12 protein-coding genes and 1 pseudogene are annotated in these 14,497 nt (G+C 72.9%); 4 read left to right on the forward strand and 9 right to left on the reverse strand.

From position 1 onward, the window contains the following. Positions 1 to 21: 21 nt before the first annotated feature. The 3 genes from E3Z34_RS05105 to E3Z34_RS05115 form a co-directional block, all read right to left on the reverse strand. A complete protein-coding gene (locus E3Z34_RS05105; RefSeq protein WP_134772735.1) occupies positions 22 to 690 on the reverse strand; it encodes a hypothetical protein in 669 nt (222 codons plus the stop codon). A 101-nt stretch (positions 691 to 791) separates the two neighbouring features. Then, entirely contained in the window at positions 792 to 3,344 is a 2,553-nt protein-coding gene (locus E3Z34_RS05110; protein WP_134774756.1) for a glycoside hydrolase family 65 protein, read from the reverse strand. An 86-nt stretch (positions 3,345 to 3,430) separates the two neighbouring features. Then, complete coding sequence (locus E3Z34_RS05115; protein ID WP_134772736.1) at positions 3,431 to 4,147, reverse strand: HAD family hydrolase; 717 nt, start codon at positions 4,145 to 4,147, stop codon at positions 3,431 to 3,433. A gap of 50 nt (positions 4,148 to 4,197) precedes the next feature. Here E3Z34_RS05115 and E3Z34_RS05120 point away from each other — a divergent pair, with 50 nt between their 5' ends. The 3 genes from E3Z34_RS05120 (at position 4,198) to E3Z34_RS05130 (ending at position 7,132) form a co-directional block, all read left to right on the forward strand. After that, positions 4,198 to 6,405 (forward strand): RecQ family ATP-dependent DNA helicase, encoded by a 2,208-nt coding sequence (locus E3Z34_RS05120; protein WP_134772737.1) that lies wholly within the window; start codon positions 4,198 to 4,200, stop codon positions 6,403 to 6,405. A gap of 126 nt (positions 6,406 to 6,531) precedes the next feature. Further along, positions 6,532 to 6,936: a hypothetical protein gene (locus E3Z34_RS05125; protein WP_134772738.1), complete on the forward strand. Its 405-nt coding sequence runs from the start codon at positions 6,532 to 6,534 to the stop codon at positions 6,934 to 6,936. Beyond that, a complete protein-coding gene (locus tag E3Z34_RS05130) occupies positions 6,929 to 7,132 on the forward strand; it encodes a helix-turn-helix transcriptional regulator (protein ID WP_134772739.1) in 204 nt (67 codons plus the stop codon). The genes E3Z34_RS05125 and E3Z34_RS05130 overlap by 8 nt, the downstream gene beginning before the upstream one ends. Before the next feature lie 41 nt (positions 7,133 to 7,173). On the opposite strand, the gene E3Z34_RS17960 is transcribed toward E3Z34_RS05130, so the two are convergent. From E3Z34_RS17960 to E3Z34_RS05150, 4 genes and pseudogenes are all read right to left on the reverse strand, one after another. Then, positions 7,174 to 9,201 carry a cation-translocating P-type ATPase gene (locus tag E3Z34_RS17960; protein ID WP_134772740.1) on the reverse strand — a complete coding sequence of 676 codons (2,028 nt, stop codon included), beginning with the start codon at positions 9,199 to 9,201 and terminating at the stop codon, positions 7,174 to 7,176. Positions 9,202 to 9,376: 175 nt separating this feature from the next. Beyond that, positions 9,377 to 10,024, reverse strand: a pseudogene (locus tag E3Z34_RS18580) (cation-transporting P-type ATPase); the annotation flags it as partial. Between the two features lie 74 nt (positions 10,025 to 10,098). After that, a complete protein-coding gene (locus E3Z34_RS05145; protein WP_134772742.1) occupies positions 10,099 to 10,425 on the reverse strand; it encodes a hypothetical protein in 327 nt (108 codons plus the stop codon). A gap of 136 nt (positions 10,426 to 10,561) precedes the next feature. Next, positions 10,562 to 11,392, reverse strand: coding sequence for a CPBP family intramembrane glutamic endopeptidase (locus E3Z34_RS05150; RefSeq protein ID WP_420818975.1), 831 nt, complete (start codon positions 11,390 to 11,392; stop codon positions 10,562 to 10,564). A gap of 27 nt (positions 11,393 to 11,419) precedes the next feature. Here E3Z34_RS05150 and E3Z34_RS05155 point away from each other — a divergent pair, with 27 nt between their 5' ends. Beyond that, positions 11,420 to 12,625, forward strand: coding sequence for a glycoside hydrolase family 32 protein (locus E3Z34_RS05155; RefSeq protein ID WP_134772743.1), 1,206 nt, complete (start codon positions 11,420 to 11,422; stop codon positions 12,623 to 12,625). Here the strand turns inward: E3Z34_RS05155 and E3Z34_RS05160 are convergent. Together E3Z34_RS05160 and E3Z34_RS05165 are read right to left on the reverse strand one after the other, a co-directional pair. After that, on the reverse strand, positions 12,511 to 13,602 hold the full coding sequence (locus E3Z34_RS05160; protein ID WP_134772744.1) for an LLM class flavin-dependent oxidoreductase: 1,092 nt from the start codon (positions 13,600 to 13,602) through the stop codon (positions 12,511 to 12,513). The genes E3Z34_RS05155 and E3Z34_RS05160 overlap by 115 nt on opposite strands. Before the next feature lie 77 nt (positions 13,603 to 13,679). Next, entirely contained in the window at positions 13,680 to 14,423 is a 744-nt protein-coding gene (locus E3Z34_RS05165; RefSeq protein ID WP_134772745.1) for a DUF5995 family protein, read from the reverse strand. Between the last annotated feature and the right edge of the window lie 74 nt (positions 14,424 to 14,497).

Consider the following 14,497-nt stretch of genomic DNA (forward strand, 5'->3'; position numbering starts at 1 on the left):
GATCGCCGTCTCCGAGGACCGTCAGCCGGCGCGCCCGTCCTCCGGCGCGGCAGCAGGGGGGCCGTCCGCGTCGCCGCCCTGCGGGGCCTGCTCCCCCGGCTGGGTGTCGCCTGCCGTGGAGTGCACGGCGTCCCACACGACGGGCAGCTGCTCGGAGGGGATGAAGTATCCGGCGATGTGCGGGTCGAACATCAGGCCCGCGATGCCCGACTCCTGGTAGACCTGGGCCGACTCCACGATCTCGGACGGGGGCAGCGCGATCGCCCTCAGATCGTCCTCCTCGCGGATCATGCCGTTCTCCACCGCGAAGTGCCGGGCTCGCTCGGCCGTCGTGAAGGTCAGCAGCATGAGCTGGTCCTGGATCACCGCGGCGGCGGGTGACTCCTGGCCCTCGTCGCCGACCGCGATGAACCACCAGTGCCCCAGATCCATGGTCAGCCGCCACAGGGCGGTCATGCCGACGCGGTCCTCCGGCCCGGTGACGCGGGCCGCGAGCAGGTCGGTCTGGCTCGCCTCCACGCCGTCGTCGCCCGCCTTTGCGTCGTCGCCGGTGGTCCGAGCGCCGCGGGGCGCGGCCTGCCCGGCCCCGGGGTCGTCCGCGCGGCTGGGGCCCTGCCCCTCGTAGATCGAGTCCTCCGGCGAGGTCGACCGGTCGTCCTCCTGGAAGGGCAGTGCCGTGGGATCGCTCATGCTCCCCATCCGACCACACCCGGGCGGGACCACCAAGCCCCGCGCGGTCCGGAGCGGTCGTGTCCTGCGGGTTCACCCCCGGGGCGCCGACGAGCGCAGGGTCAGGTGGGAGGCTGGTCCGAGCTGCCCGGCGGTCGGTGCACGGGCACGGGTCCGGTCGGGTCGACGACCTCGTGCGACCAGCTGTGCGGCACCACGCCGGTGGGGTCGGGGGCGCTGTCCCTCGCCCGCTGCGGGTCGCGCTCCGTGGGTGAGCCCTGCTGGGCGGTGTGCCCGAAGGGGGCACCGCCATCCCGGGGGCCGTGACCGTCCATCGTCACCAGCACCTCCTCCCGGCCGACGTCCACCCGCTCGCCCCGCACGGCCACCTGCACCGCCTCGCCTGTCTCCACCCGCAGGGCCAGCGATTCCTGAGCCACCCGCACCCGCAGCCGCGAGCCGCGCCACCGCATACGCCACGTCAGGGTCTCCCAGCCCTCGGGGAGCCGCGGGTCGAGGCTGAGCACGCCGCCGTGGTCCCGCATCCCGCCGAAGCCCGCCACCAGCGCGCTCCACGTCCCGCCGCTGGAGGCGACGTGCACCCCCTCGGAGGTGTTGTCGTGCCGGTCGTCCAGGTCGACGAACAGGCCGGTGTGGAAGTAGCGCAGCGCTAGCTCGTCATACCCCACCTCCGCGGCCATGATCGCCTGGACCACCGCCGACAAGGACGAGTCACCGGTGGTGATCGGGTCGTAGTAGTCGAAGTCGGCCCGCTTCTCGGGCTGGGTGAACTGGTCGCCGGCCAGGTAGAGGGCCAGCACGACGTCGGCCTGCTTGAGCACCTGGAAGCGGTAGATGACCAGCGGGTGGTAGTGCAGGAGCAGCGGGCGCTTCTCGTCCGGCGTCTCGTCGAGGTTCCAGATCTCCCGCTCGAGGAAGTGCGCGTCCTGGGGGTGCACGCCGGTCTGCTCGTCGTAGGGGATGAACATGCCGTCGGCGGCCCGCTCCCAGGCCTCGACCTCGTGCTCGCCCAGCCGGAGCCGGGCGCCGGCCCGGGCCAGGCCCCTGGGGTCGGAGACCTGCAGCTCGCGCACCGCCTCGACAGCCGCGCGCAGGTTGAGCTGCGCCATGACGTTGGTGAAGAGGTTGTCGTTGACGACGGTCGTGTACTCGTCCGGGCCGGTCACCGAGTGGATGTGGAAGCGGGTGTCCCCGTTGGTCTGCCAGAAGCCCAGGTCCACCCACAACCGGGCGGTCTCGACCAGGATGTCGACCCCCTGGTCGAGGAGGAACTGGCGGTCGCCCGTGGCCCGGACGTACCGCATGAGCGCGTAGGCGATGTCGGCGTTGATGTGGTACTGCGCCGTGCCCGCCGCGTAGAAGGCGGAGGCCTCCTCGCCGTTGATGGTCCGCCACGGGAAGAGCGCGCCGTACTGCGCCATCTCCGCGGCCCGGCGCCGCGCGGCGTCGAGCATCCCGTGCCGGAAGCGCAGCGCGTTGCGGGCCGCCTGCGGGTGGGTGTGGACCAGGAAGGGCAGGACGTAGCACTCGGTGTCCCAGAAGTAGTGTCCGCCGTAGCCGGAGCCGGTCAGCCCCTTGGCGGCGATCCCGTGCGCACCGGCCCGGAGCGTGGCCTGCCCGAGCTGGAAGAGGTTCCAGCGCACGGCCTGCTGGACGTGCTCGAGACCCTTGCCCTCGACCTCCACGTCGGACTCCAGCCAGAAGCGCGCCCAGCTCTCGGCGTGCTCGGCACGCAGGGCCTCCAGGCCCCGCTCGGCCGCGCGGTCCAGGGTGCGGGCGCACCGGTCGGCGAGCTCTCGCGGCGGGACGCCGCGGGAGGTGTGGACGGCCACCATCTTGGTGAGGCGCACCGGGCGTCCCTCCCGGGCGTCGACCCGGAAGACGCACTTGCCGACGTCCGGCGAGAGCGTGGAACTCTCGCTGAAGGAGTTGTCGGTCTCGAGGGTGTGGTCGACCATCGTCGCGATCGTCATGCCCGAGCTGCGGGTGCGGTAGCCCAGCAGCAGGCGCCCCTCGACGTCCTCGTGGAGCACCGGCTGGAGGACGCGGTGTTCGAAGGCCTCGGCGCGTCGGGGGTCCGCGGCCTCGCCCAGCGCCTGGGCGCGCACGTGGTACTCGTCCGAGCCGTCCTGCCGGTTGAGCAGCTGGCTGGAGACGGTGACGGCGGCGTGGCCGTCCAGCATCTCGACCTCGAAGGTCATCACCGCCAGGTGGCGCTCCACCACCGAGGTCATCCGGGTGCTGCTGATCCGCACCCGCTTGCCGGAGCTGGTGCGACACACGACGTCCCGCGTGAGGATGCCGGTGCGCAGGTCGATCGCCCGCTCGTACTGCTCCAGGTCCGCGGTCGCCAGCAGGAGCGGCTCGTCGTCGACGTAGAGCTTGATCGTCTTGGGGTCCGGCACGTCCACGATCGTCTGCCCGACGCGCGCGAGGCCGTAGGCGTCCTCGGCGTGGTGGATGTCCCAGGTCTCGTGGAAGCCGTTGACGTAGGTGCCGTGGGTGTGGGTGTCCCGGCCCTCCTCGACGTTGCCCCGCATCCCGAGGTAGCCGTTGGACACGGAGAAGAGGGTCTCGGTCACACCGAGGTCCTCGCGGTCGTAGGCGGTCTCCACCAGGCGCCAGGGGTCCAGGGGGAAGCGGCTGCGGTCCATCGGGTCCACCGGCTCCGGCGGGCGGTGCCGCGACCCGAGCGGACCGACCGGGTATGCGGTGGCCTCCCGGCCCTTGCGGCCGCCGGTCACGGGAGGAGCCGCGCCAGGTCGGTGACGACCTCGTCGGCGCCGTGCTCGCGGAGCGTCTCGGCGCCCACCCCGCGGTCGACCCCGATGACCCGGGCGAAACCACCCGCGGCGCCCGCGGCCACCCCGGAGACCGCGTCCTCGAGGACCACGCAGCGGGCCGGGTCGGCCCCCAGCTGCTGCGCCGCATACCGGAACGTGTCGGGCTCCGGCTTGCCGGGCAGGCCCTGCTCGGTCGCCACGACGCCGTCGACGACCACGGTGAACCGGTCGGCGAGGCCCGCGGTGCGCAGGACGTCGGTGGCGTTCCTGGACGAGGAGACCACCGCCATCGCGACCCCGAGGTCGGGCAGGGCGTCCAGCAGCTGCACCGACCCGGGGTAGGCCTCGATCCCCTCAGCCTCCAGGACCTCGTTGAACAGGGCGTTCTTCCGGTTGCCCAGGCCGCAGACGGTCAGCTCGTCCGGGCTGTCGTCGGGGTCGCCCTGGGGCAGCTCGATCCCGCGCGAGGACAGGAAGGCCGCCACGCCCTCGTAGCGGGGCCGGCCGTCGACGTGGGCGAAGTAGTCGGCGTCGGTGTAGGGGTCGTGCTCCTGCGGCAGGCCGTCGAGGAAACGGGTGAACATCACCTCCCAGGCCCGCATGTGGACCTCCGCGGTGGGCGTCAGCACACCGTCGAGGTCGAAGAGGGCGGCGTCCACGCTGTCCCAGTCCACGCCTCCACACTAGGGGAGGGTGTGTCGGCGCCTGCGGCTACGGTCGGGGTATGCAGCAGCTGGAGCAGACCGACCTGTCCGGGCCGAGCGGGGCGCCGGGGCAGCTGGACACCGACGCGCGGGTGGCGCTGCGGCGCCTCGTCGGGCGGGAGGACGCCGACTTCCGTGACGGTCAGCTGGAGGCGGTCAGGGCCCTGGTGGAGGACCGGTCCCGCGTGCTCGTCGTGCAGCGCACGGGGTGGGGCAAGTCGGCGGTCTACTTCGTGGCGACGGCGCTGCGCCGGGCCCATGGCGCCGGCCCGACCGTGATCGTCTCGCCGCTCCTGGCGCTGATGCGCGACCAGATCGCGGCCGCGGCCCGCGCAGGCGTGCGCGCCGTGACGATGAACTCCGCCAACGCGACCGAGTGGGACGAGGTCCGGCAGGCGCTCGCCGAGGACCGGGTCGACGTGCTCCTCGTCAGTCCCGAGCGGCTCAACAACCCGCGTTTCCGTGACGAGCAGCTGCCCGACCTGGCGCGGCGGTGCGGGCTGCTCGTCGTCGACGAGGCCCACTGCATCTCCGACTGGGGGCACGACTTCCGGCCCGACTACCGACGGATCCGGACCCTGCTGGACGCCCTGCCCGAGGGCACGCCCGTGCTGGCGACGACCGCGACCGCGAACGAGCGCGTCGTGGACGACGTCGTCGAGCAGCTGGGCGCGGGGGGTGCGCAGGTGCGGACCATCCGGGGGCCGCTCGCACGGGCCTCGCTGCGGCTGGGCGTCCTGCCGCGCCTGACCCCCGAGCAGCGGCTGGGATGGCTCCTGGCGCACCTCGGGACGCTGCCGGGCAGCGGGATCATCTACTGCCTGACCGTCTCGGCCGCCGAGGACGTCGCCGAGGCCCTGCGCGGGGCCGGGCACGAGGTGGCGGCCTACACCGGCCGGACGGACACCGAGGAACGGGAGCGGCTGGAGGGTGCGCTGCGGGACAACCAGGTCAAGGCCCTCGTGGCGACGAGCGCGCTGGGGATGGGCTTCGACAAGCCCGACCTGGGCTTCGTCGTCCACCTCGGCGCGCCCAGCTCGCCGGTGGCTTACTACCAGCAGGTCGGTCGTGCGGGCCGCGCCACCGAGCGGGCCGACGTGCTGCTGCTGCCGGGCTCGGAGGACCGGGACATCTGGAACTACTTCGCCACGGTCTCCATGCCCCGGCAGGACCAGGCCGACGCCGTGCTGACCGCACTGGCCGAGGCCGGCCGCCCGATGTCGACCCCCGCCTTGGAGACGGTCGTCGACGTGCGGCGGACCCGGCTGGAGCTGCTGCTCAAGGTGCTCGACGTCGAGGGTGCGGTCGCCAAGGTCCAGGGCGGCTGGACCGCCACCGGGCAGCCGTGGGTCTTCGACAAGGAGCGCTACACCCGGGTGGCGGAGGCCCGCGTGCGCGAGGCCGAGCTGATGCTGGCCTACCAGGCCACCGACGGGTGCCGCATGGCCTTCCTCCAGGAGTGCCTCGACGACGGCACGGCGCAGCCGTGCGGCCGGTGCGACCGCTGCGCCGGCACCTGGTTCCCCACCGAGATCCCCGAGGAGTCGGTCGGCTCCGCCCGGGACCGGCTGGGTGCGGTGGGGGTGCCCGTGGAGCCCCGGGGCCAGTGGCCGACGGGTATGCCGCGGCTCGGCGTGGACGTCAAGGGCAAGATCCGCCCCGAGGAGCAGGCCGGTGTCGGCCGCGCCCTGGCGCGGTTGTCCGACCTCGGCTGGGGCCAGCGGCTGCGGGCCGTGCTGGCGGCGGGGGAGTCGCGACCCGACCCGGACGTGCCGGACGACCCCGAGCTCGGGCCGGCCATGACCCCGGGGCAGCCGGTGCCGGAGGACGTGACGCGGGCCGTGGTCCAGGTGCTGGCCGGATGGGGCTGGGACCAGCGCCCCGTCGGGCTGGTCGCGATGCCCTCCCGACGTCGCCCGGCGGTGGTGGGCTCGCTCGCCGAGCAGATCAGCCAGATCGGCCGGCTGCCGCTGCTGGGCACCCTCGACCTGGTGCACGGCGGACCCGTGGGGGAGCCGGGCGGCAACAGCGCCTTCCGGCTCGCCAACGTGTGGGAGCGGATCGGCGTCGGGCCGCAGCTGCGCGAGGCGCTCGCCTCGACCAGGGGCCCGGTCCTCCTCGTCGACGACGTCGTGGACTCGCGCTGGACCATCACGGTCGCCGCGCGCGAGCTGAGGCTGGCCGGTGCCGAGGCGGTCCTGCCCCTGGTGCTGGCCGTCGAGGGCTGAGCCATCAGCCGGGGCGACCTCGGCGCCTCCAGGACGGGGTGCCGACCGTGGCGACCCAGCACAGCGGAGGCGCGCTGCTGACAAGTGCGCTTGACAGCAACCGTCAGTGTCAAGTACACATGACACATGAGGACGGCGCACATCTGGTGGGTGGCGGGGACCCTGGCGCTCGCAGGACTCGTCCTGCAGGGCTTCGGGAACGTCGAGGCGCAGAGTCCGTTCGAGGATCCGCTCGGTCTCGGCGGGATGCTGCTGGTCACCCTGCCGCTCACCCTGGCGCTGAACGTCACGATGCGCCGGCGCAGGGACGCCTCGGGCGAGAGCTCCCCGGACAGCGTGGAGTTCCGCGCCGCGCAGCAGGCCCGCAGTCAGGCCTACAGCGATGCCGTCATGCTCGGAGCGGTCCTCTTCCTGGTCCTGACGGTCGTCGCGGACACGCTCGCGGCCCTCACGGCGATGGCCTTCATCGCGCTGTCGGTCGGAGCCTTCTGGATCCGCTACCGCCTGGCCCTGCGAGCACTCGGTGCCTGAGACGGTCAACGGCCTCCGAGAGCTGAGGGAGTCCCGCGGCTGGAGCCAGGGCCGGCTGGCCCAGGAGGTGGGCGTCTCCCGGCAGACGATCAATGCCATCGAGACCGGGCGCTTCGACCCCAGCCTCCCGCTGGCCCTGCGGCTGGCGCTCACGTTCGGGCGCCCGGTCGAGCACATCTTCACCCTCACGACGTAGGCAGTACCGGTTCCCTGGGTGCGCCGGCGCGGGCTCCCCGATCACACGGGGGCTGTGCGGCGCCGGTCCCGCATGCGGTGGGCCAGCTTGACGACCTCCTGGGCCCAGAGGACGACCGAGGCCATCGCCAGACAGATGAGCCACTGCATACCGGTCAGACCCACGGTGGTGAAGGCCTGCTGCATCACGGGCACGTGGACGACGACCACCTGGAGGACGACGACCAGACCGATCGCCGCCCACAGCCACGGGTTGCGGAACATCCGGTGGAACGAGCTCTGCGCCGCCGAGCGGGAGCTGAGCGCGTTGAGCAGCTGGGCGAGGACGAGGGTGGTGAACCCCGCGGTGCGTGCGGTGTCGAAGGTCTCGGAGCCCTCGATCAGACCACCCGGCAGGAAGAGGTCCATCGTCAGCAGGGTGACCGCCCCCATGAGGGTCCCGGTGAAGACGATCCGCGCCCACATCGGTCGGTCGAGGATGGGCCGGTCGGGGCGGCGCGGGGGCCGAGCCATGACGTCGTCGATCTCGGGGTCGACACCCATGGCGAGCGCCGGCACGGAGTCGGTCACCATGTTGATCCAGAGGATCTGGGTGGCGAGCAGCGGGACGACGAGCGCGTCCGGGTTCGCGGTGTCGCGCAGTCCGAGCAGGCCGGCGAGCACGATGCCGAAGAAGACGGTGACGACCTCACCCAGGTTCGACGACATCATGTAGCGCAGGAACTTGCCGATGTTGTCGAAGAGGATCCGGCCGCGGTGGCTCGCGGCGACGATCGTCGCGAAGTTGTCGTCACCGAGGATCATCCGGCTGGCTTCCTTGGTGACCTCGGTCCCGGTGATCCCCATCGCGATGCCGATGTCGGCGCTCTTGAGCGCCGGCGCGTCGTTGACGCCGTCACCGGTCATCGCCACGACGTGCCCGTCCCGCTGCAGGGCGTCCACGATCCGCAGCTTGTGGTGTGGGGCGACCCGCTCGTAGACGCTAACCTCGCGGACGAGGTCGACGAGAGCGTCGTCGGACAGGTGCTCCAGCTCGACACCGGTGCCGGCGCGCTGGCCCTCGGTGATGATCCCGAGGTCGGTCGCGATCCGCCGTGCGGTCGCGGGGTGGTCGCCGGTGATCATGATGGTGCGCACCCCGGCGCGGTGCGCGGCGGCCACGGCGGCCCTGGCCTCCTCCCGCGGCGGGTCGATGATCCCGACCACGCCGGCGAGGACGAGGTCGTGCTCGACGTCCCCGTCGGGGCCTTGCAGCTCGCCCTCGTGGACGACGCGGTAGGCGACCCCCAGGGTGCGGTAGCCCTCGCCGGACAGCGCCTCGACGACCGCCAGGTGCCGGGCCCGGGCCGCGTCGTCGAGCGGGACGACCTCCTCGCCGTGCCGCTCGGCGACGCAGCGGTCGAGCAGCACGTCGGCGCCCTTGGTGAAGACGCGGCTCTCCGCCCGGTCGTCGTGGTGGGCCAGGACCGACATCATCCTGCGCTCGGAGGTGAAGGGAGCCTCGGCCCGCCGCTCGTAGTGCCCGATCCGCTCGGTCACCTCCCCCAGCTTGTTGCTCGCGACGACGAAGGCTGCCTCGGTCGGGTCGCCGTGGACCACCCACTGGCCGTCCTGCTCGCAGATGGTCGCGTTGTTGGCGACGGTCCCGCCGATGAGGACGAGCCGGGCCTCGACGAGCAGGTCCTCGGCGGCGTCCGTGCCGGTCGTGACGCCCTTCCCCCGCTCGTCGGGGACGAGGACGGCGTCACCCTCCGGTGCGTACCCCGTGCCGGAGAGCTCGACCCGGCCGAAGGCGGTGACGATGGTCCGCAGGGTCATCTCGTTGCGGGTGAGCGTGCCCGTCTTGTCCGAGCAGATCACCGACGTCGACCCGAGGGTCTCGACGGAGTGCAGGTGCTTCATGACGGCCTTGCGCCGGGCCATGGCCCGCACCCCGATCGCCAGGACGACGGACAGGATCGCGGGCAGCCCCTCCGGGACGGCGGCGACGGCCAGGGAGACCCCGAGCATCAGGATGGTGACCCACTCCTGCGTGGTGTCGGCACCCTGGACGAGAGCCAGGGTCGCCATGACGACGACGGCGATGCCGATGACCAGCGCGCCCAGGGTGCGGGAGACCTTGGCGATCTCGACCTGCAGCGGGGAGGGTTGCTGCTCGGTGCGGTCCAGGAGGGCCGCGATACCCCCCCATCTCGGTCTGCATACCGGTCGCGGTGACGACGGCCCGCCCCACGCCCTCGACGACGGCGGTGCCCTTGTGCACCATGTTGACCCGGTCGGCGAGGGCGACCTCGCCGGACAGGGCCGTCGCGGACTTCACGGTGGCGGCCGACTCGCCGGTGAGCGCCGCCTCCTGCACCTTCAGCCCGGTCGCCTCGATCAGCCGGGCGTCGGCGCCGACGGCGTCACCCTCGCTGAGCAGGAGGATGTCACCGGGCACGAGGTCGGCGGACGGCAGCTCGGTCGGTCGGCCGTCGCGGAGCACCGAGGAGCTGGCGGCCGTCATCGTGGCCAGCGCGGCCACGGCGTCCTCCGCCTTGGCCTCCTGCACGAAGCCGAGGACGGCGTTGAGGGTCAGGATCGCGGCGATGACGACGGCGTCGATCGGCACCCCCTCGGCCCCCTCGATCGCCCACGCGGTGAGGGAGACGGCGATCGCCACGAGGAGGAGGTAGACCAGGGGGTCCTGGAACTGCGCGAGGATGCGGCGCCACAACGGCACCGCGTCCGTGGAGCGCAGCTCGTTGGGTCCGTGCTCGGCGAGCCTGACCTGCACCTCGGCGGTGCTCAGCCCGACGTCCGGGTCGACCCCGAGGAGTCTCTGCAGGTCCCTCACCTCGGTGAGGTGGGCAGACAGGTCGGGCGTGCGTCCGGTGGGGCTCTGGATGGCCACCTCCTCATCCTCTCAGCCGGACGAGCAGCGGTGGAGGAGGGTCCTCCGGACCACCAGGACCGCGACGGGCGGCCTCAGAAGGTGGTGCTGAGCCACCACCAGAGCAGCAGCCCCTCGGTCGCCATACCGAGGGCCAGACCGACCGCGAAACCGGCTCCCCACTCCCGCAGGCGCGGCACCAGGACGACGACCCCGACGACGGCCAGCGCCGGCAGCGGCGAGAAGAAGGTGACCTGCTCGACCCAGCCCCACCGCTCGCCCAGCGGGCCGAGCGCCGACAGGGCGATCTGCAGGACCAGTCCGGCCGGGAGGCCGAGCAGGAATCCCCAGACGAGTCCTGCGATCGTGATGGTCCCTGCGGAGGAGGTCCGCGCCAGCCGTGGACGCGGTGTCGTCACCATGGCAGGAGAGTAGCCCCTCTCTGCTCCGCCGGGGGTGCTGCGCCGCGCTGCTCGTCGGGGCGCAGTGGCTCGTCGCCCGGCTCACGTCCTGGCTGCCCGGGGGACGCACGGTCTCCCGACGGCGCCCGTCCGGGCGTCAGTAGACGAAGAACGGGAAGACGCTGCGGTCGTGGGCGTGCACGATCGCGAGGAAGACCACCGCGTCGAAGAGCAGGTGGATGATCACGACGTACGTCAGCGACTTGGTCCGGGTGAAGATCCACCCCTGCAGCAGCGCGAACGGGATCGTCAGCAGAGGCCCCCACTCGCGGTAGCCGAGCTCCCACAGGAAGGACACGAAGATCGTGGCCTGCAGGACGTTGGCCTGCCAGAGCGGGAAGTGCCGGCGCAGCAGGGCGAAGCAGATGCAGATGAAGAAGAGCTCGTCCCACAGCCCGACGGAGTTGACCCCGACGAAGAACCGGCCGAACTCGCTGGCGGTCTGGATCGGCGGCCAGTTCTGGTAGGCGCCGGAGCGGATGAAGTAGAACGGCAGGATGAGCCAGCCCAGCAGGGGCACCGCGACGACGTAGGCCCACTGCATCCGGGTCCAGCGCCGCCCGGTGAACCAGGGGAAGCGGATGGCCCGCCGCCGGTAGACGAGCCGGTCGATCGCCACCGGCACCAGCACGGCACCCCCCAGCACGACGCCGAGCAGGAAGAAGTTGGGCCAGCTGATGTCGGCCTCGACCGACGTGGTGGAGACGATCGCGATGCCGACGCCGATGAGCAGCAGGTCCTTGAAGAGCTCCCGGTCGACGAGGTATGCGGTGACCAGGCTGGCCAGCAGCACCACGTGCCCCGGCCAGCCGACCATGAGCCCGAAGAGGAGGAAGGCCGAGGCCGCCACGCCGGCGGCGGGCAGGAGCTTCAGCGCCGACGGGGCCTGCGACGTGGCAGGCTCGGTGGAGGTCGCGGCGATCGGCACGCGGCGAGCCTAGTAGGGAGCACCCGGGTGAGCGGCACGACATACCACCTCCGGCCGCGCAGCGGCTGGCTCAACGACCCCAACGGGATGGTGCGCCGGGGGGAGCGGTGGCACGTCTTCTTCCAGCACAACCCGGACGCGCCGGCCCACGACCGGATCGCCTGGGGACACGCGAGCAGCACCGACCTGGCGCACTGGGAGCAGCACCCGGTCGCCTTCGGGCCCACGCCCGGGGGTCCCGACGCCTTCGGGTGCTGGTCGGGCTGCTACCTGCCCGGCCTGGACCGGCCCGCGGTCGCCTACTCGGGGATCGCGGCGGACCCGCCGCACAGCACGGTGTGCGTGCGGACCGGCAGCGAGGACCTGCTGACCTGGTCCTCGCCCACGGTCGTGGCCACGACGCCGCCGCACGTGCGCGAGATGCGCGACCCCTTCGTCCTCGACCACGCAGGTCGGCGGTTCGCCGTGCTCGGGGCCGGGCTCCCGGGCGGCGAGCCCGCGCTCACGCTCTTCGGGCTGGACGACCCGTGGCGGTGGAAGGACCTCGGCGTCTGGCTGACGGCGTCGTCCTCACCAGTCCTGGCCGGGGCCGGCCCGGCAGACGTCTGGGAGTGCCCGCAGCTGGTGCCGGTCGACGACCGGTGGGTCCTCGTGCTGTCCCTGCACGACCGCGGCCACCTCGGCGACGTGGCCGGGTGCGTGGGGGACCTGGTGGACGACGGCGGCGTGCCGCGGTTCGTGCCCGAGCGGCTCGACCTGCTGGACACCGGGAGCTGCTTCTACGCCCCGCAGGTCGCCCTCGACGGGGACCCGCACCCGTGGGTCATCGGCTGGGCGCGCGAGGAGGACCGGGACCCCGCCGAGCGGGACCACGCCGGCTGCATGACGCTCGCCCGCCGGCTGGTCCTCGTGGACGGTCGGGCCCGGCTCGTGCTGGACCGGCGGGCGGAGCAGCTCCTGGGGGAGGAGCTCGACGAGCTCGGGCCGGGCGAGCACCGACTCCAGGGCGCGGCGCGGGTGGTGGTGCGCGGTACGGGCGCTCTGGTGCACCCCGACCTCGGGCCCGTCGCGCTGGGCGAGGGCGACGAGGCCTGGGTCGACGACGAGCTGGTGGAGGTCTACCCCGCCGACGCCGCGCCCTCGACCTGGCGCTCGCCCGCGCCGTGGACGCTGCGGGTGGAGGAGGGGACGGCGACGCTCTCCATACCCCAGGCCTCGGCGAGCAGCCGGTAGGAGCGGCGCCGCATCTGCGGGTCGTAGGTGTAGGTCGTCACGATGAGCTCGTCGAGGTCGTGCGTCGCCGCGAACTCCTCCAGCTGCGGCACCACCGTCTCCGGCGTCCCGACCATCCGCACCGCCTGGTGCGACTGGGCCAGCGGCATCAGCTGGGCGGGCACGACCTCGGCCAGGTCGTGCACCGGCGGGTCGATCGGCGCCGGCTGCCCGCTGCGGATCCGGATCGCCATGAGCTGGGCGGAGGTGAAGAGGAAGTCGGACTCCTCCTGGGTGGGCGCGACGAGCACGTTGACGCCGGCCATCGTCGTCGGCCGGTCGACCTGCGCGGTCTCCGCGTCGGGGTTGAAACGGTCGCGGTAGACCAGGAACGCCTCACGGATCTGGTCGGGCGCGAAGTGGGAGGCGAAGCTGAACGGCAGCCCCAGGGCCGCCGCGACCTGGGCACCGCCGGTCGAGGACCCCAGCATCCACAGGGGCACGTGGGTGCCCTCGCCGGGGATCGCGCGCACCCGGGCGTCGGGGCGCGGGTCGCCGAGGTAGGACTGCAGGGCCATGACGTCGGCGGCGAAGTCGTTGAGCTGCCCGCTGCCGCGCGCCAGCGCCGCGGCGGTCATCGGGTCGGTGCCCGGCGCCCGCCCCAGTCCCAGGTCGAAGCGGTCGCCGTAGAGGGTGGCGAGGGTGCCGTAGTACTCCGCCACCATGAGCGGGGAGTGGTTGGGCAGCATCACGCCGCCGGAGCCGAGCCGGATCCGGTCGGTGTGCTGGGCCAGGTGCCCCAGGAGCAGCGAGGTCGCCGAGGCCATGAACGCCTCCGACCCGTGGTGCTCGGCCACCCACAGCCGGTGGTAGCCCAGCCGCTCCACCTCCTGCGCCAGCTCCGTCGACGCCTCCAGTGCGTCGCGCGGCGTCATCCCCTGGGAGCGGGGCGCGAGCTCGAGGACGGACAGGGGCACACGGGGGGAGGAGGTGGGCATGGTGGCGTCAACGACGGGAGGTGCCCGGGTATGCCGTGGGCCCGGCGGGTGCCGCCCGGGGACGCCGGGGTGGCGCCTCAGAGCGGGCGCAGCAGGAGGTCGTGCATCTCGCGCATCGCCAGCCGCTCCCGGCGGGCGGCCGCGGCGACCACCCAGCGCAGCGGCATACCCGGGTGGAGCAGCTCCTCCCCGATCCGGGCGACCCGGCGGTCCTGCTCGGCCACGAGGAACGGGTAGCCGCCCCCGGCCTCGGTGAGCCGCTCGGCGAAGTCCCAGGCGCGCCGCCGTGCGTAGCCGATCGACCACGCGGACAGGCACTCGTCGAAGCGGCAGCCCACCCGGTCGGCCATGGACGTCCACGGGGAGACCGTGGCCAGCCCCTCCTGCATCCGGTCGACCATGACGGCCAGCACGTCCGAGATCCGCTCGAAGTCGTCGCGCAGGTCCGCGATCGGCCGCCCCTGCTGGACGGTCGCGGCGGCCAGGCCCAGGTCGAGGTTGATGTGCGCGTTCATGCCGGCCAGGAGGTGCTGCAGGGCGAGCGTGCCGCGGGTGGGTGCCTCGAAGGTCACCGCCCACGCCGCCGCCACGGGGCGTCCCAGACCGTGGTCACGGACGGCGTCGAGGTAGAGCCGGGCGAACTCGACGTCGAAGCGCTCCATCCGCTCGCCGTCGTCGAACTCGCCGGCGCGGATCCCGTCGCGCACCCGCACGGTCACCGCGCGGTAGACGCAGGTGAAGAACCCCCGGGGGTCGTTCGCGGCCAGGGACCGCTCCAGGAGGCGGTCCATCGCCGCGACGGCGGCGTCGATGGAGTCCATGCGTGAGTATGGCGTGCGGCGACGCGGTGCGGGTCCGGCAGCGTCAGGTTGGTCACACCGGGGCTTGTCCTGCT

The sequence above is a fragment of the Ornithinimicrobium flavum genome, assembly GCF_004526345.1.
GTDB classification, from domain to species: Bacteria; Actinomycetota; Actinomycetes; order Actinomycetales; family Dermatophilaceae; genus Ornithinicoccus; species Ornithinicoccus flavus.

Bases quoted from the DNA above. Each gene is read 5' to 3' on its own strand.
- E3Z34_RS05145 (WP_134772742.1), bottom strand. From the start codon at position 10,425: ATGGTGACGACACCGCGTCCACGGCTGGCGCGGACCTCCTCCGCAGGG.
- E3Z34_RS17960 (WP_134772740.1), bottom strand. From the start codon at position 9,201: ATGGCGACCCTGGCTCTCGTCCAGGGTGCCGACACCACGCAGGAGTGG.
- E3Z34_RS05105 (WP_134772735.1), bottom strand. From the start codon at position 690: ATGAGCGATCCCACGGCACTGCCCTTCCAGGAGGACGACCGGTCGACC.
- E3Z34_RS05110 (WP_134774756.1), bottom strand. From the start codon at position 3,344: ATGGACCGCAGCCGCTTCCCCCTGGACCCCTGGCGCCTGGTGGAGACC.
- E3Z34_RS05125 (WP_134772738.1), top strand. From the start codon at position 6,532: ATGAGGACGGCGCACATCTGGTGGGTGGCGGGGACCCTGGCGCTCGCA.
- E3Z34_RS05165 (WP_134772745.1), bottom strand. From the start codon at position 14,423: ATGGACTCCATCGACGCCGCCGTCGCGGCGATGGACCGCCTCCTGGAG.
- E3Z34_RS05160 (WP_134772744.1), bottom strand. From the start codon at position 13,602: ATGCCCACCTCCTCCCCCCGTGTGCCCCTGTCCGTCCTCGAGCTCGCG.
- E3Z34_RS05120 (WP_134772737.1), top strand. From the start codon at position 4,198: ATGCAGCAGCTGGAGCAGACCGACCTGTCCGGGCCGAGCGGGGCGCCG.